Source organism: Arthrobacter globiformis, from assembly GCF_030818015.1.
In the GTDB taxonomy this organism is placed as follows: Bacteria; Actinomycetota; Actinomycetes; order Actinomycetales; family Micrococcaceae; genus Arthrobacter; species Arthrobacter globiformis_C.
The window spans coordinates 3093300-3109688 of record NZ_JAUSZX010000001.1 but is presented as its reverse complement, the minus strand read 5'-3'; the positions used below and the strand labels follow the sequence as shown (position 1 = coordinate 3109688).

Here is a 16389-nt window from a genome sequence, read left to right as displayed (position 1 = left end):
ACGACAAGCAATGTGGCGGAGGGCCGACGGCGGAGGCGGCCGTTCGCCGTCGGGACACTATGCTGTTTAGATGACCAATTCCCTTTCGAGCGCCCTTCCGCGCCCTGCCGGCGTGCCCGAAAAGCCCGGCACCGGCCTGCGAATCGGCGTTCTGGCGCTGCAGGGCGACTTCCGCGAGCACCTCCGGGCAGTCGAGACAGCAGGCGCCGCCGGCGTTGGCGTCCGCCGCCCCGCCGAGCTCGACGGACTCGACGGACTCATCATCCCCGGCGGCGAGTCGACGGCCATCGATAAACTTGCTCGCGCCTTCGACCTCGCCGGCCCGCTGCGGCAGCGGATCGCCGACGGCCTCCCGGTGTACGGTTCCTGCGCGGGCATGATCCTGCTGGCGCACGACATCGCCGACCCCGCGGCAGACCTCGCCGGCAACCCCCAGCAGACGTTCGGCGGCCTGGACATCACGGTGCGCCGCAACGCGTTCGGCCGGCAGCGCGAGTCCTTCGAGACCGACCTCGACTTCAAGGGCCTGGAGTTCAGCGCCACCGAGCACGGCGTGGCACCGGTTCACGCTGTGTTCATCCGCGGCCCCTGGGTGGAACGCGTCGGGCCCGGCGTTGACGTCCTGGCGCAGGTGGAGCCGGCCGACCAGGAGCACGCCTCCCACGAGGCCGATCTGCAGGGGACGGCTAGAATTGTTGCAGTGCGTTCCGGCCAACTGCTGGCCACCTCCTTCCATCCGGAAGTGACAGGGGAGAAGCGCGTGCATGAACTTTTTATCCGCATGATCAGAGGAGAAGCGTAAAGCATGTCAGGCCACTCCAAATGGGCAACGACCAAGCACAAGAAGGCCATCATTGATAGCCGCCGGGCAAAGTCGTTCGCCAAGCTGATCAAGAACATCGAAGTCGCGGCCCGGATGGGCGGCCCGGACCTCGCCGGCAACCCCGGACTCGAACTCGCCGTCACCAAGGCCAAGAAGACTTCGGTTCCGAACGACAACATCGACCGCGCCATCAAGCGCGGCGCCGGGCTCACCGGCGAGGTCGTGGACTACACGGAGATCATGTACGAATGCCGCGGCCCGCAGGGTTCCGCGCTGCTGATCGAGTGCCTTACCGACAACAAGAACCGTGCCGCATCCGAGGTCCGGCTGGCCATCTCCCGCAATGGCGGCACCATTGCCGACCCCGGCTCCGTGAGCTACCTCTTCACCCGCAAGGGCGTTGTCACCCTGCCCAAGAACGACCTCACCGAGGACGACGTCCTCATGGCCGTGCTGGATGCCGGCGCCGAGGAAGTCAAGGACAACGGGGATACCTTCGAGATCCACTCGGACCCGAAGGACCTTCAGGCTGTCCGCGATGCGCTCAAGGAAGCCGGCATTGACTACGACACCGACGAGGCCGAGTTCGTGCCCTCCATGGAGGTGCCGCTGGACCTTGACGCCGCCAAGAAGTTCATGAAGCTCGTTGATGCCCTCGAGGACCTCGACGACGTCCAGAACGTCTACAGCAACGCTGACCTCAGCGACGAAGTTCAGGCAGCCCTGGAAGCCGAGTGATTTTCCGCGTGGCGGACCGGGGCGGTTGCACGTGACGCTGCGCGTACTGGGAATCGACCCCGGACTGACCCGCTGCGGCATCGGCGTAGTGGACGTCGAGAAGAACCGGCGGGCCACTATGGTGGCCGTCGGCGTGGTGGGAACGTCACCCGAGGAAACGCTCGACCAGCGTCTGCTGGTGATCGCCCTCGCCATCGACGACTGGCTCGACCGTTACGAGCCCCACGTGCTCGCGGTGGAACGGGTCTTCTCGCAGCTCAATGTCAGCACGGTCATGGGCGTTGCCCAGGCCTCCGGCGTCGTCATCGCCGCGGCAGCCCGGCGCGGCATTCCCGTGGCTTTGCACACGCCCTCGGAGGTCAAGGCAGCGGTGACGGGCAGCGGATCCTCGAACAAGGAGGCCGTCACCAAGCTGGTCACCAAGATTCTCCGGCTCGATGCTCCGCCGCGTCCCGCGGACGCGGCGGACGCCCTGGCTCTCGCCATCACCCACGCGTGGCGCGCGGGCAGCGGCGCCACCGTAGCCACCACCGGTCCCGGGAGCCAGTCACTGACCCCGGCCCAGCGTGCGTGGGCCGAGGCTGAGGCGAAGGCGCGCCGCGCACGCTGAATGTCGCCGTCCCTTGCTAGGGTATTCGTAGATATGTTCGGATAGTCGGTTTTTGCCGGCGCAAGTTCAGGAGCCCCGGCCTTGATTAGTTTTCTCCGCGGAACCGTGGCGCACGTCGGACTGTCCACCGCCGTCATCGACCTCAACGGCGCCGGCATGAGCGTGTACGCGACGCCGCAGACGCTCAGCAAGCTGCGGACCGGCGAGGAAGGGAAACTTTTCACCTCCCTGATCGTCCGGGAGGACTCCCTGACCCTGTTCGGCTTCGCGAGCGACGACGAACGGGAAGTTTTCGACGTTCTGCTCAGTGTCAGCGGTGTGGGTCCGCGGCTCGCCCTCGCGGTCCTCGCTGTGCACGACCCCGAAGCCATCCGGGTGGCGGCACACACCGGGGACAGCAAGACGTTCACCAAGGTCCCGGGTATCGGCCCGAAGGTTGCCGGGCGCATCGTCCTGGAACTCGCCGGGAAACTGGTTCCGCACGGCACGGCTACACCCGCGGGAGCGCCGGCCGCGTCGTCTGAAGGCGTCTGGAAGCCACAGGTGGTGGCCGCCATGACCAGCCTGGGCTGGTCCGAGAAGGACGCTGCGGGCAGCATTGACAAGGCCCTGGCAGATGCGCCGGAACTTGCCGGCGAAGGCAACGTTGCCGAGATCCTGCGCACCACGCTGCGCTGGCTCGGCCAGGACGGCGCCCGAGCGGGCAACAGGGTAGGCAGCCGTGGCTGAACCGTCCCTGGTCGCCGGGGGAGAAGAGCCGGAGGAGCGGGCCATCGAGGCGGCGCTCCGGCCTAAGAACCTCGACGACTTCGTGGGCCAGCACAGGGTCCGCAAGCAGCTCTCCCTCGTGTTGAAGGCATCCCGGATGCGCGGGCGCAGCGCCGATCATGTCCTTTTTTCCGGACCCCCCGGCCTCGGCAAGACCACGCTCGCCATGATTGTCGCGTCCGAGATGAACGCGCCGCTGCGGATCAGCAGCGGCCCGGCCATCCAGCACGCCGGCGACCTCGCCGCCATACTTTCCTCGCTGTCCGAGGGCGAAGTCCTCTTCCTGGACGAAATCCACCGGATGTCCCGTCCGGCCGAGGAAATGCTCTACATGGCCATGGAGGACTTCCGCGTAGACATCGTGGTGGGCAAGGGCGCCGGCGCCACGGCCATTCCGCTGGAGTTGCCGCCTTTCACGCTGGTGGGTGCCACCACGCGTGCCGGACTCCTGCCGGGGCCGCTCCGGGACCGGTTCGGGTTCACGGGCCACCTAGAGTTTTATTCGGTGGAGGAGCTGGAGTTGGTGCTGCGTAGGTCCGCCGGCCTTCTGGACCTGAAGGTGAACTCGGCGGGATTCACTGAGATCGCCGGACGGTCCCGCGGCACCCCCCGCATCGCCAACCGGCTGCTGCGGCGGGTCCGGGACTGGGCGCTGGTGCACGGGATCGAACAAATTGATGCCCGTTCCGCCTCCGCCGCGCTGGATATGTACGAGGTGGACAAGCGCGGGCTGGACCGGCTGGACCGATCAGTGCTGGAGGCGCTGATTACCAAATTCGGCGGCGGCCCCGTGGGCCTGTCAACCCTGGCCATAGCCGTGGGCGAGGAGCCGGAGACCGTGGAGACGGTCGCCGAGCCGTACCTGGTCCGGGAGGGGCTGCTGGGCAGGACACCGCGGGGCAGGATCGCCATGGCGCCGGCCTGGACCCACCTTGGGCTGGCAGTACCCGCGGGGGTCTTTGGCCAGGAGACCCTGGACCTTTTCGCGGCCGGGCCGGGCGATGAAGAATCGTCATCTGAATGGGTTTCCAGCACCCAATAGCAGCGCCCTCCCAGCTTTTCCCTCTAGACTGGAAAGACGCTCGGCACGTCCGGGCTTTGTTTCCGTGTCCCGCTACGGCGGGCCGCCCGCGGCCGCTCTCCCGCGTCTGGGCGGGCAGCGCGGTGCAAAGCGGACGTCGCTGTCAACCAGCTACGCAAGTACAGAACGGAACTTCACTTGTTCGGACATATTACTGCCCAGGCCCAGCCGCAGGCCGGCGGCGGCATCGACATCATGACCATTCTGCTGTTCGTCATGCTCGGCGTTTTCATCTTCATGATGTTCCGCCGCAACAAGAAGACCCAGCAGCAGCAGGCAAAGCTGCAGTCGGAGTTTGCTCCCGGCATCGAGGTTATGACCAGCTTCGGACTGTTCGGCCGCATCGTGTCGATTGATGAGGCGGAGAACAAGGTCGTCCTGGAGCTGTCGCCCGGCAACCTGGCCACCGTCCACCGCCAGGCGGTGAACAAGATCGTGGAACCCGCCGAAACCCAGGCCGTTCCCGACGACGCGTCAGCACTGACGGCCGAGGACCCGCTGGCCCCTGAAACCAAGGCCGCCACAGCCGACGAGACTCCGGACGAAACCCTCAAGCGCCTCAATGACGAGGGCAAGAAGGACATTTAGTCCGCCGCTTCCGCACAGCACAGCTGTCTACGGCTGCGGAGCCGCCGGGCGCGACAAGGCTCGCTCCGGCGGCCCTCCGCAATTAATAGAAAGATAGGCAATGGCACGAACTGGCCGCAATAAACCATCCCTTCGGGTGCTGGTCTGGCTTGGCGTTATCCTGGCTGCCATGACGGCCGTCCTTGCGGGCGGCACAATGTCCGGGGTTGCCAGCTGGAGCCCGAAGCTTGCCCTGGACCTGGAGGGCGGCACGCAGATGATCCTGGCACCCAAGGTTGAGGGTGGCTCGGACATCAACGAGGAGCAGCTCAACCAGGCGGTGGCCATCATCCGCCAGCGTGTGGACGGCTCCGGTGTCGCTGAGGCTGAGATCAGCACGCAGTCCGGCCGCAACGTGGTGGTGAGCCTTCCCGGTACGCCGTCCACAGAGACCCGCGCCCTGATCCAGGCCTCCGCGGACATGAACTTCCGCCCGGTTCTCGTCACGGGCGCGGGGGCAGCAGTTCCCGCCGCGCAGCGGACACCTGCTGCCCAGCTGCCGAAGCCGACGGCCAAGCCCACGAACGCCAGCGATTCGAACTGGATCACTGCGGACGTCCAGAAGCAGTTCGAGGCCCTTGACTGTGACCACCCGGCCCAGGACAAGCAGGAACGTTCCGACCCGGCCAAGCCGCTGGTCACCTGCGAGCCTGCCACGGACCAGACACCCGCCATCAAGTACATCCTGGGTCCTGTCGAGGTCAAGGGTGTGGAGATCCAGGGCTCGACGTTCCAGCTCCAGCAGGGCGCCCAGGGTGCCGTCACCAACGAATGGGCTGTGAATATCCAGTTCAACGCGGAGGGTACGGCCAAGTTCAAGACCGTCACCGAACGCCTCAACCAGTTCTACGTTGCTGCAGGCGGTGAGACCGGCAGCGATCCCAAGTCGCAGTTCGCCATCGTCCTGGATAACCAGGTCATTTCGGCCCCGCGGTCCCAGGCCGTGATTACCGACGGACGCCCGCAGATCACCGGCGGCTTCACGGAAAAGTCCGCCAAGGCGCTGTCCGACCAGCTCCGGTTCGGTGCCCTGCCCATCAGCTTCGACATCCAGAGCGAGCAGCAGATTTCCGCCACCCTCGGCGGCGAGCAGCTTCGGATGGGCCTCCTCGCCGGCCTGATCGGCCTGCTGCTGGTGGTTGTCTACTCGCTGTTCCAGTACCGGGCGCTCGGCTTCGTCACCATTTTCTCCCTCGTGGTGGCAGGGGCGCTCACTTACCTTGCCATTGCCATCCTTGGCTGGACCGAAAACTACCGCCTGTCCCTCGCGGGCGTCGCCGGTCTTATTGTGGCCATTGGCCAGACGGCTGACTCGTTCATTGTCTACTTCGAACGCATCCGCGATGAGCTGCGGGAAGGCCGTGGCCTGGTGTCGGCAGTGGAGAACGGCTGGAAGCGGGCCAAGCGGACCGTCCTTGCATCCAAGGCGGTCAACCTTCTCGCTGCACTGGTGCTGTACTTCGTGGCGGTTGGCAACGTGCGGGGCTTTGCCTTCACGTTGGGCCTAACCGCCATCGCCGACCTCATCGTCGTCTTCATGTTCACCCACCCCACGCTGCAGCAGCTGGCCAGGACCCGGTTCTTCGGCGAAGGCCACAAGTTCTCCGGCCTTGACCCTGAGCGCCTCGGCGCGGTGCCGCTCTACCGCGGCGCCGGCAGGCTCCGCAGTCCCGAGGACAAGCCATCACCGGTGCGCGCCAAGAACACCGGTGCCGCCGCTGAGGCTGAGCGCCGGATGACCATCGCTGAACGCCGCCGCGCGGAGCAGCAGGAGCAGCTCGCCGGTTCCTCCAAGGGCCCGGCCAAGGAGGGCAAGTAATGTCCAGTTTCGCGAAATTCGGTAACGAGCTCTACACGGGCAAGCGTTCCTACGACTTCGTCGGGGCCAAGAAAATCTGGTTCGCCGTGGCCGCTGTGGCGGTTGCGCTGTCCATCCTGATCCCGGCGGTCAAGGGCGGCTTCAACCTGGGCATTGAGTTCCGTGGCGGTTCCGAGTTCACGGTGTCCAACGTCAAGACCACCGAAGCATCCGTAGGCGAGAAGGCAGTCCACGACGTCGTTCCCGGCAGTGTGCCGCGCGTCGCCAACGTCGCCGGAACCACCATGCGGATCCAGACGGACAAGCTCTCCGATGACGAGACCCTCAAGATCAAGGAGGGCCTCACCAAGGCCTACGGCGTGACTGACAACGAGGTGACCTCCACCTTTGTCGGGCCCACGTGGGGGGCTGACGTCACCAAGCAGGCCCTGATTGGCCTCGTGGTCTTCGTTGCCCTCGCGACGGTCCTGATGGCCCTGTACTTCCGGACCTGGAAAATGTCCCTCTCGGCGATCGTGGGCATGCTCGTCACGATGTTCATTACGGCCGGTGTCTACGCCCTGAGCGACTTCGAGGTCACGCCCTCGGCGATCATCGGGTTTCTGACGGTGCTCAGCTACTCGCTGTACGACACCGTGGTGGTGTTCGACAAGATCCGTGAAAACACGGCCGACATCGACTCCTCCACGCGCCGGACCTTCGGCGAGGAAGTCAACCTGGCCGTCAACCAGACCCTGGTCCGTTCCATCAACACCATGATGGTGGCCATCCTTCCGGTCGGGGCGATCCTGTTCATCGGGGCCGGCCTTCTGGGCGCGGGAACCCTGCGCGACCTTTCGTTGGCCCTGTTCGTCGGGATCCTGATCGGCACGGCCGCTACGATCTTCATCGCGGCCCCGATGTATGCCTGGCTGCGCCAAAGCGAGGCGCCCCTGGTCAAGCAGGCCCAGCGTGTCAAGCAGCGCCGCGCTGACGCTGCTGCCAAGGCTGCGGCCGCCGAGCCCGCGAAAGCCTAGGTGCCTGCAATGCCTGGGGCGCCCGCGAAAGCGTAGAGCCCCGCCCTTGGACCGGATGCCGTCACCGCGACGGCGTCCGGTCTTTGCATTAAAGCGCCCGTCTTAGTCGCGTCCGGCCGTCCGGGTACCGGGCTGCGTAGGCGGCTGCCCCGTTGGTGACGGACCCGGTTATCGGTCGGGCCCGGAGCGGGAATAGACTGGGATAATTAAACGGGTCGTGAGGGGTACTTCATTGGAAGAAGGTTCGACGTCGGCGCCAACGGCGGCCGGAGGCAACGGTCCGGGCCAGGGACAGCAGACTGGTCTGGTGGCTGCCGGACGCCCGGCGCCCGGCGTGCCTGTGGACAACTCCGGCGTCCGACCCACTTTCCCGGGCCGGCGTGAGCGCACGAGGTCCCGCCTGGCGCGGCTGACGGGCCGCAGTACCGCGACGTACTCGCCCATCCTGGAGCCGCTGCTGCGGACCGTGCGGGCGAACAACCCCAAGGAAGACTTCGACCTCATCCAGCGCGCCTTTGTGGTCGCGGAGCAGAGCCACAGAGGGCAGAAGCGCAAGAGCGGCGACCCCTACATCACCCACCCTGTCGCCGTCGCGACAATCCTCGCCGAGCTGGGGCTCAGCGGCACCACCCTGGCCGCCGCGCTCCTCCACGACACTGTGGAGGACACGCCCTACACCCTTGAGGACCTCCGGGCGGACTTCGGGCCCGAAGTCGCCATGCTGGTTGACGGCGTCACCAAGCTGGACAAGGTCAGCTTCGGCGAGGCAGCCCAGTCCGAGACCGTCCGCAAGATGGTCGTGGCCATGGCCAAGGACATCCGGGTCCTCATGATCAAACTTGCGGACAGGCTGCACAACGCGCGCACGTGGCGGTTCGTCTCCGCCGAGTCCTCAGCCCGCAAAGCCCGGGAAACCCTGGAAATCTTCGCACCGCTGGCACACCGGCTCGGCATGAACACGATCAAGTGGGAGCTCGAGGACCTGTCCTTCGCGGCGCTTTATCCCAAGGTGTACGAGGAAATCGTCCGCATGGTTGGGGACCGCACTCCGGAGCGCGAAAAGAGCCTCAGCGTGATCCGGAACCAGATCGCCGACGATCTGCGCACCGCACGGATCAAGGCCACGATTACCGGCAGGCCCAAGCACTACTACTCGATCTACCAAAAAATGATCGTCCGGGACAAGGACTTCGACGACATCAACGACCTCATGGGCGTCCGGGTCCTGGTGGACTCGGTCCGCGACTGTTACGCCGCCCTGGGCACCCTGCATTCGCGCTGGAACCCGCTGCCTGGCCGGTTCAAGGACTACATCGCGATGCCGAAGTTCAACATGTACCAGTCGCTCCACACCACGGTCATCGGCCCCGGCGGCAAACCGGTTGAAATCCAGATCCGCACGCATGAGATGCATCGCCGCGCCGAGTACGGTGTGGCCGCGCACTGGAAGTACAAGGACCAGCCGAACCGGACCGCCACCGGACCCGGCAGCCCGCGCGACGGCGACATGGGCTGGCTCCGGTCCCTGGTGGACTGGCAGCAGGAGACCTCCGATCCCGGGGAGTTCCTCGACTCGCTCCGGTTCGAGATCAACGCCCGCGAAGTGTTCGTGTTCACCCCCAAGGGTGAGGTCATGGCGCTGCCGGCCGGCTCCACCCCGGTGGACTTCGCCTATGCCGTGCACACCGAGGTGGGCCACCGCACCATCGGAGCCCGGGTCAACGGCAAGCTCGTGCCGCTCAACAGCGAACTCAACCACGGCGACTGGGTGGAGATCTTCACGTCGAAGGCCGAGGGGGCCGGCCCCAGCCAGGATTGGCAGCACTTCGTCAAGAGCGCCCGGGCACGCAACAAGATCCGGCAATGGTTTAGCAAGGAACGCCGCGAAGAGGCGATTGACCGCGGCAAGGAGCTGCTGACCCGCGCCATGCGGAAGCAGAACCTCCCGCTGCAGCGCCTGATGACGCACGACGCCCTGGCCGCCGTGGCCGAGGACTTCAAGTACGTCGACATTTCCGGGCTGTACGCCGGAGTGGGCGACGGCCACACCTCCGCGCAGTCCGTCATGGAAAAGCTCGTGGAGAGCCTTGGCGGCAATGAAACACCCGACGACGACCTTACCGAAGTCAGCATTCCCACCCAGGTCAGCAAGGCCCGGTTCTCAGATTCCGGCGTGGTGGTCCGTGGCGTGGGCGATGTCTGGGTGAAGCTGGCCCGCTGCTGCACGCCGGTGCCGCCGGACCCGATCCTCGGCTTCGTCACGCGCGGCTCGGGCGTGTCGGTGCACCGGACTGACTGCACCAACGTGGCAGGCCTGAAGGACCAGCCGGACCGGATCGTCGACGTTGACTGGGCGCCGACACAGTCAAGCGTCTTCCTGGTGGAGATCCAGGTGGAGGCGCTGGACCGGAAGTCCCTCCTGTCCGACGTGACGCGCGTGCTCTCCGAGAACCACGTGAACATCCTGGCGGCCAGCGTCCACACGTCCACGGACCGCGTGGCCATCTCAAAGTTTGCCTTCGAGATGGGTGACCCTAAGTACCTCAGCCACGTGCTCAGTGCTGTACGGCGGATCGACGGGGTGTTCGACGTCTACCGGACCACGGGCAACCGCCGGAGAAGCTAACAGCGAGAGCTTCTCCAGGGCTGCGTTCTTGTGCGGCAGCCGGGGCATCGCCTCGACGGCCAGCACCAGGAGCCGGAGCCTGACATCGAGTTCGGGTTTCGCCAGGAGCAGCCTCAGGGCCGGAACTGCCCTCTCGGTCTCCACGTGCAAGGCGATGTCCAGTGCTGTCCGGAGCGGACTCGAGACCATCAGGCCGCCGAGGCTGACGACGTCAAACGGTCCGAGCCGGACCTCGTGGAGCGTGCAGCCGCGGGTGGACCGAAGGCTGGAGATGCGGCGTTTGGCGTCCACCAGGAGGGCCAGCCGGTCCGGCTCGCGGGCGCAGCCGTAGATCCAGGCCGCGGTCATCCGTCCTGCCACCACGCGCCGCCGCACCGGGGCGGGCACCCCGTGAGCCGCTGCGCGTGCCCGCAGCTGCGGGGAGGCCGCCGTCCCGGGAACGGTGTAGCCGTGCTGATAAAGCTGCGTGAGCACGCCGTCGGCCGCCATGGACTGGAGCTCGGGCCACGTGAAGGGAAGCCCCGGCGAATAGAGTTCCTGTAGCTGTTTGGGGGAGTCCGCGGGCGGGGAATCGCCCCGCGCCAAGGAGGCGTGGGCCTGGGTCACAGGTGTCTGGGTCACAGGTGTCTGGGTCACAGGTGTCTGGGTCACAGGTGTCTGCGAAACAGGGGGCTGGGAGAACGGTGCCATTCCGTCATCCTGCCGGAAGCGGACTTAACGGGTAAGGCCCCGCCCCGGTTATGTGGATAACCGGGGCGGGGCCTTACTGATGCTCCTTAGGAGAGCTCGCTCGCCGAACGCTGGATCTGGTCCAGCCATGCCTGGCGGGCTTCAAGGGCTTCCCTTGCGGCCTTGATCTTGCGCTGGTCGCCTGCCTTCTCCGCGTCGGCCAGGTCATCCTTCAGGCCGGCGATGGCGGATTCGAGCTGGGTCAAGGCGCTGTTGGTGCGGGCCTTGGTCTCGGGGTTGGAGCGCTGCCACTTCTCGTCCTCGGCCTGACGGACTGCATCCTCGATCCGGCGCAGCCCGGCCTCGATCCGGCCCATGTCCGCACGCGGAACCTTGCCTGCCTCCTCCCAGCGGTCGTGGATGGACTGCAGGGCCTTCTTGGCGGCGGCGATGTCCTTGACCGGAACGATGGACGACGCCTCCTCGAGGAGAGCCTCCTTGACCTTCAGGTTGGCGGCGTATTCCTGGTCGATCTCGTCGTTGGCGGCCTGGCGCGAGCTGAAGAAGACGTCCTGCGCGGCGCGGAACCGGGCCCACAGTGCGTCGTCATCCTTGCGGCTGGCCCGCGGTGATGCCTTCCACTCGTCCATCAGCCGGCGGTATTCCCCGGCAGCGAAGCCCCAGTCGGTGGACGTCGACAGAGCCTCGGCCTCCGCAATCAGCTTCTCCTTGGCAGCCTTCGCCGCCGAGTTGTTGCTGTCCAGCTGGGAGAAGTAGGCCCGGCGGTGCCGGTCAAAGACGGTCCGGGCGGCACGGAACCGCTTCCACAGGGCGTCCTCGTTGCTGCGGCCCAGGCGGACCCCGCTCTTCTGCGCGGCCTTCCAGCTTTCAAACAGCTCGTTCATGCGTGCGCTGGACGTCTTCCACTGAACCTGGGCCGGATCGGTGCCGGAGATCGCCTCGGCCTCGGCCACGATGGCCTCACGGGCGGCGAGCTCGGCGGCGCGGACGGCGTCGTGCTGTGCCTTTTCCGCCTTCTCCAGCTCGGTGATCTGGGTGGACAGGGTGTCCAGCCGGCCCTCGGCGGAACGGATGTCGCCCACCATGTTCCGTTCAGCGAGCTGCTCGCGCAGGTGCGTCACGGTCTTCTGCATGTCAGTGGTGGGGGTTTTCGAGGCCACGCGCTGTTCCAGCAGGACAATCTGGGCGACGACGTCGTCATACTTCCGTGCGAAGTAGGCCAGGGCCTCGTCGTTGCTGACGTCCGGGTACTGACCGACCGGGTGCTCCTCGCCGTCGATGGTCAGGAACACGTGGCCGTCGCCCTCAACGCGGCCCCAGCGGGCGGCTTCGGCCAGCGACGTGGCGGGCGGTGCCTGCACCGGCGTTACGGTGGCAGCGGGGCCAGCCTTGGGTCGGGCAGCAAACGCTGCCGGCGTCGGCGCGGGCCGGGGTGCCGGCGCCGGACGCGGTGACGGTGCGGGGCTGGGTGCCGGCGCTTCCTCCACAGCCTCCGGCCGCGGGCTTTCCTGCGTGGCCTCGGGCTCCACAGCCTCCTCGGGCTGCACCGCGTCGGCCTGCGCGGCCTCTTCGGGCTGCGCCTCACCCTCGGGCTGCACCTGATCCACAGGCTCGGCAGCCTCCACAGGCTCGGCCGCTCCCACGGTCTCCGGGGAAGCCTGGACCTCGGTCACTTCGGCTGCTGTTTCGTCGGATTTCTGACTGTCTGTCACCGCTAAAAGTCTTTCGCTTGGAGGAAGATACTCATTCATAAGTCGCCTGGGGCCGCTGGCGCGGCAGGGGTTCCTACTTCAGAGAAAACGAGTCTATCCTGACTGCTTCCGCAGGTGCGCCGTCAGTGCCACTTTCGCCGGCCTTAAGACCGGCAGCCGCAATCTTCGTCACGACATCCAGGCCCGAGGTCACCTTGCCCACGATGGTGTAGCCGCCGGCGGAGTCGGCCGGAATGACGGTGTCCTTGTAGACAATGAAGAACTGCGTGCCGTTGCCGTAGGCGTTGTTGCCCGTGCGGGCCACGGCAATGGTGCCGGCAGGATACTTGTTGTCTGCCGGCGTGTTCTCCAGCGGCCCCCAGGTGTAGTTGGGGTCGCCCTGGCCATCGCCGGTCTTGGAGCCGCACTGCAGGACACCGAAGTTCTCGGCGGTGGTGAGGCGGTGGCAGCTGACGCCCTTGTAGTAGTTCTGGTCGGCCAGGGACTTGAACACGGCGGCTGCCTGCGGGGCCTTGGTGCCGTCCAGCTGCACGCCCAAGGTGCCGCTGTTCAGCTTCAGTGAGCCGGTGAACGTCTTGCCGGCCGCCGTCGCGGGCTTGGGGATGTTCGCCGCGTTGGTCTGCGCGGCAGTGGGAGTGGCGGAAGGGGCGGCTGACGGCGTGGCAAGGCCCGCCTCGGCAGCAGCGAATTCCTCTTCGGTGGGGTTCCCGGCAAACACCGTCAGTTGAAGCACGACGGCGAGCACCACCGCCGCGGCCGCCGCACTTCCCGCTACCAGGTTGTCCCGCTTGCGGCGCTTCTCCTGGTCCCGTCGAAGCTCACGTTTGGCTTCCATCTGCTGGATGCGCCTCTTGGCTTCGCGCGTTTCGCGTGGACTGGCCGCCACGGGTCCTCCTCATCGATCGGACTGCCCGGCCGGGCAAGCCCCTGAAGGCATCCCCGGCTGCAGATTGCACTGCGGCAGCCCGCCACCGCCTGGTTTCCCGCATTAGAGATGCAGGCGCCGAAAGCATAAACTGACTGCCGCACATAAGTTTATGCAGAACAGGCTGGACTCCCGCCGCTGCCGCAGCTGTTTGATTTCAAATAGCGACGCGGAACATGGCGCAGCGGCTCCGGTCTTCGTTTACCTGAGGAGAAACTCCACCATGGCACGCACCGCCTCCCTGTCCGGATTCCCCGAGTGGCTTCCTGAGGAGCGGCTGGTGGAGCAGCATGTCCTGGACTCGCTGCGCCGCACGTTCGAGCTGCACGGTTTCGGCTCCATCGAGACCCGCGCCGTGGAGACGGTCGGCCAGCTGCTGCGCAAGGGCGAGATCGACAAAGAGGTCTACGGGCTGAGCCGGCTCCAGGACGATGAGGGAGAGGAAGCGAAGGGCAAGCACGATCCGCATGCCCTGGCCCTGCACTTCGACCTCACCGTGCCCTTCGCCCGGTACGTCGTGGAAAACGCCGGCTACCTGGCCTTCCCGTTCCGCCGCTACCAGATCCAGAAGGTCTGGCGCGGGGAACGCCCGCAGGAAGGCCGAGCCCGCGAGTTCACCCAGGCGGACATCGACGTGGTGGGCGACGGCGAGCTGCCCTTCCGCTACGACGTCGAGATTGCCCTGGTCATCGCCGAGGCGCTGGGCGCCCTCCCGATTCCGGAGTTCCGGCTGCGCATCAACAACAGGAAGCTCGCCGAGGGCTTCTACCGGGGCATCGGCCTGCCCGACACCGCCGGAGTGCTGCGCAGCATCGACAAGCTGGAGAAGATCGGCCCGGAGAAGGTGGCTGAGCTCCTCAAGTCCGAGCTCGGCGCCACAGACGAGCAGGCACAGGCGGCGTTGAAGCTGGCCGGCATCAAGACCGAGGACACATCCTTCGTGGCGCAGGTCCGTTCGCTAGGGGTCAGCAACGACCTCCTGGAGGAGGGCCTGAACGAACTCGAACAGGTGATCGAGGCCGCCGTGAAGCGGGTCCCGGGCAAGGTTGTCGCGGACCTCAGCATTGCCCGCGGCCTGGACTACTACACCGGCACGGTCGTGGAAACCGTCCTGGTTGGCCACGAGCAGCTCGGCTCGATCTGTTCCGGCGGCCGCTATGACGCCCTGGCGAGCAAGGGCAACCGGAAGTTCCCCGGCGTCGGGCTGTCCATCGGCGTGACCCGGCTCGTCTCGCGCATCCTCAGCCAGGACCTGGCCAAAGCTTCCCGTTCCGTGCCGACGGCAGTGTTCGTGGCGCTCACGTCGGACGAGAGCTGGGGCGAGGCGCAGGACGTGGCCACGGAGCTGCGCAGCCGCGGCATCGCCGCCGAGGTGGCCGCCAAGGCAGAGAAGTTCGGCAAGCAGATCAAGTTCGCGGACCGGCGGGGCATCCCCTTCGTCTGGTTCACGGACGAGGACGGCAAGCACCAGGTCAAGGACATCCGCTCCGGCGTGCAGGTGGACGCCGATCCGGCGACGTGGACGCCGTCGGACGAGGACATTCGCGTCCAGGTCGTTCCCGCGCCGGTTTCCTGAGCTACCGCTTACTGAGTTACCGCTTCCCGGGCTGCAGCCGTCGCTTCCGGAACGCAAGGACGACGGCGCGCCCGGCGAGTCCGACGGCCATGATGGCCGCCATGCCGAGCACCGAGGCCGCCGGCAGGGTGAACGCCAGGACCAGGCACCCGGCCAGCCCTGCGGCGTTGAGCCACCTGGGCGCGTGCCGGGCCCGGTCCCTGAGCGTGAACGCGGCGGCATTCGTCACGGCGTAATACAGCAGGACGCCGAAGCTGGAGAAGCCAACCACCGTCAGCACGTCCGTGGTCAGCAACAACAGAACGACGACGGCGGCCACCGCCAGTTCGGCCGTTACCGGCACCGGATGGCGCCCGCCCACCCTGGCCAGGGGAGCGGGGAGGTCGCGTTCGCGGGCCATCGCCATGGCCGTGCGTCCCACCCCGGTGATGAGGGCAAGCAGAGCGCCGAGCGAGGCGGCGGCGGCACCTGCCTGGACTGCCGGCGCCCCGGCGGCCAGCCGGGACTGTTCCACAGCGTTGAGCAGCGGCGCCGTGGAGGAGGCAAGCACGTGCGCCGAAAGATGCACCAGGAGCAGCGCCCCCAGCAGCAGGTAGATCACCAGGGCACCGCCCAGTGCCCCGAGGATGGCGCGCGGAATGACCCGCGCCGGGTCCTTCACCTCCTCGCCGAGCGTGGCGATGCGGGCGTACCCGGCAAAGGCGAAGAACACCAGGCCTGCGGCGGGCAGGACGCCCCAGGCACTGCCGGCCTGCCCGGGAAAGGCGCCTGCCTGTCCGGAAACTGTCCCGCCGTCGGGAACATGCGGTCCCAGAATGCTCGCGGCGGCCACGAAGGCGAGGGTGGCCAGGACCACGGCCAGCAGGATGCGCGTCAGGAAGGCCGTCCGGGTGATGCCCAGCAGGTTCACGCCGGTCAGCGCGGCCACCGCTGCGATGGCCACGGGGGTGGCGTAGCCCGGCGCAACGTACTGGCCGAAGGTCAGGGCCATGGCCGCGCAGGACGCCGATTTGCCGGTCACAAAACCCCAGCCGGCAAGGAACCCGGGCCACTCGCCGAGCTGCTTGCGGCCGTAGACGTAGGTGCCGCCGCTTTGCGGATACTTTGAAGCGAGCTGGGCCGAGGCGACGGCATTGCAGTAGGCCACGGCGCCGGCCAGCGCTATGGCCGCGAGGAACAGCGGTCCGGCCAGCCGGGCAGCCGGCGCGAAGACGACAAAAACGCCGGCGCCGAGCATGGATCCGAGCCCGATGGCTGTTGCATCGGCCACACCGAGCCTACGTTGCAGCTGCTGGTGCTTGGTCATGGCGGGGCGGGAACCTTTCAAACGGGTAAACTCGGACGGGATCGTTTCCGCAACGATCGTATTTAAACTTCA

General features: G+C 66.8%; 14 protein-coding genes. 10 read left to right on the top strand and 4 right to left on the bottom strand.

Going from position 1 to position 16389, the window contains the following annotated elements; genetic code table 11:
* Window positions 1-70: 70 nt before the first annotated feature.
* The 9 genes from pdxT to QFZ23_RS14430 all read left to right on the top strand — a co-directional run bounded on the left by pdxT (window position 71) and on the right by QFZ23_RS14430 (window position 10108).
* Entirely contained in the window at window positions 71-802 is a 732-nt protein-coding gene (gene pdxT / locus QFZ23_RS14470; protein WP_306923937.1) for a pyridoxal 5'-phosphate synthase glutaminase subunit PdxT, read from the top strand.
* A 3-nt stretch (window positions 803-805) separates the two neighbouring features.
* Window positions 806-1561, top strand: coding sequence for a YebC/PmpR family DNA-binding transcriptional regulator (locus tag QFZ23_RS14465; RefSeq protein ID WP_003800675.1), 756 nt, complete (start codon window positions 806-808; stop codon window positions 1559-1561).
* 31 nt (window positions 1562-1592) lie between these two features.
* Entirely contained in the window at window positions 1593-2171 is a 579-nt protein-coding gene (ruvC, locus tag QFZ23_RS14460) for a crossover junction endodeoxyribonuclease RuvC (RefSeq protein WP_214856526.1), read from the top strand.
* A gap of 81 nt (window positions 2172-2252) precedes the next feature.
* On the top strand, window positions 2253-2900 hold the full coding sequence (gene ruvA, locus QFZ23_RS14455) for a Holliday junction branch migration protein RuvA (RefSeq protein WP_306923936.1): 648 nt from the start codon (window positions 2253-2255) through the stop codon (window positions 2898-2900).
* Complete coding sequence (gene ruvB / locus QFZ23_RS14450; protein WP_306923935.1) at window positions 2893-3981, top strand: Holliday junction branch migration DNA helicase RuvB; 1089 nt, start codon at window positions 2893-2895, stop codon at window positions 3979-3981. Before ruvA ends, ruvB begins: the two co-directional genes overlap by 8 nt.
* 234 nt (window positions 3982-4215) lie before the next feature.
* Window positions 4216-4608, top strand: a complete 393-nt coding sequence (yajC, locus tag QFZ23_RS14445; RefSeq protein ID WP_306926862.1) for a preprotein translocase subunit YajC — start codon at window positions 4216-4218, stop codon at window positions 4606-4608.
* Between the two features lie 100 nt (window positions 4609-4708).
* Window positions 4709-6466 (top strand): protein translocase subunit SecD, encoded by a 1758-nt coding sequence (gene secD / locus QFZ23_RS14440; protein ID WP_306923933.1) that lies wholly within the window; start codon window positions 4709-4711, stop codon window positions 6464-6466.
* Complete coding sequence (gene secF, locus QFZ23_RS14435; protein WP_306923931.1) at window positions 6466-7482, top strand: protein translocase subunit SecF; 1017 nt, start codon at window positions 6466-6468, stop codon at window positions 7480-7482. Before secD ends, secF begins: the two co-directional genes overlap by 1 nt.
* A gap of 232 nt (window positions 7483-7714) precedes the next feature.
* Window positions 7715-10108, top strand: a complete 2394-nt coding sequence (locus QFZ23_RS14430; protein WP_306923928.1) for a RelA/SpoT family protein — start codon at window positions 7715-7717, stop codon at window positions 10106-10108.
* Here the strand turns inward: QFZ23_RS14430 and QFZ23_RS14425 are convergent.
* The 3 genes from QFZ23_RS14425 to QFZ23_RS14415 form a co-directional block, all read right to left on the bottom strand.
* The gene (locus tag QFZ23_RS14425; protein ID WP_306923926.1) at window positions 9989-10729 is read right to left on the bottom strand and encodes a type IV toxin-antitoxin system AbiEi family antitoxin; all 741 of its coding nucleotides are present in this window, start codon (window positions 10727-10729) and stop codon (window positions 9989-9991) included. The genes QFZ23_RS14430 and QFZ23_RS14425 overlap by 120 nt on opposite strands.
* A 155-nt stretch (window positions 10730-10884) precedes the next feature.
* The gene (locus QFZ23_RS14420) at window positions 10885-12510 is read right to left on the bottom strand and encodes a DUF349 domain-containing protein (protein WP_306923924.1); all 1626 of its coding nucleotides are present in this window, start codon (window positions 12508-12510) and stop codon (window positions 10885-10887) included.
* Between the two features lie 73 nt (window positions 12511-12583).
* A complete protein-coding gene (locus QFZ23_RS14415) occupies window positions 12584-13396 on the bottom strand; it encodes a peptidylprolyl isomerase (protein ID WP_306923923.1) in 813 nt (270 codons plus the stop codon).
* Between the two features lie 262 nt (window positions 13397-13658).
* Between QFZ23_RS14415 and hisS the strand changes: the two genes are divergently transcribed.
* Window positions 13659-15011, top strand: a complete 1353-nt coding sequence (hisS, locus tag QFZ23_RS14410; RefSeq protein WP_306923921.1) for a histidine--tRNA ligase — start codon at window positions 13659-13661, stop codon at window positions 15009-15011.
* Between the two features lie 16 nt (window positions 15012-15027).
* Here hisS and QFZ23_RS14405 read toward each other — a convergent pair whose 3' ends face one another.
* A complete protein-coding gene (locus tag QFZ23_RS14405) occupies window positions 15028-16317 on the bottom strand; it encodes an APC family permease (protein WP_306923919.1) in 1290 nt (429 codons plus the stop codon).
* Between the last annotated feature and the right edge of the window lie 72 nt (window positions 16318-16389).

Excerpts from the sequence above, each read along its gene's own strand:
- pdxT (WP_306923937.1), top strand. The coding sequence starts at position 71 with ATGACCAATTCCCTTTCGAGCGCCCTTCCGCGCCCTGCCGGCGTGCCC.
- QFZ23_RS14465 (WP_003800675.1), top strand. The coding sequence starts at position 806 with ATGTCAGGCCACTCCAAATGGGCAACGACCAAGCACAAGAAGGCCATC.
- yajC (WP_306926862.1), top strand. The coding sequence starts at position 4,216 with ATGACCATTCTGCTGTTCGTCATGCTCGGCGTTTTCATCTTCATGATG.
- secD (WP_306923933.1), top strand. The coding sequence starts at position 4,709 with ATGGCACGAACTGGCCGCAATAAACCATCCCTTCGGGTGCTGGTCTGG.
- secF (WP_306923931.1), top strand. The coding sequence starts at position 6,466 with ATGTCCAGTTTCGCGAAATTCGGTAACGAGCTCTACACGGGCAAGCGT.
- hisS (WP_306923921.1), top strand. The coding sequence starts at position 13,659 with ATGGCACGCACCGCCTCCCTGTCCGGATTCCCCGAGTGGCTTCCTGAG.
- QFZ23_RS14405 (WP_306923919.1), bottom strand. The coding sequence starts at position 16,317 with ATGACCAAGCACCAGCAGCTGCAACGTAGGCTCGGTGTGGCCGATGCA.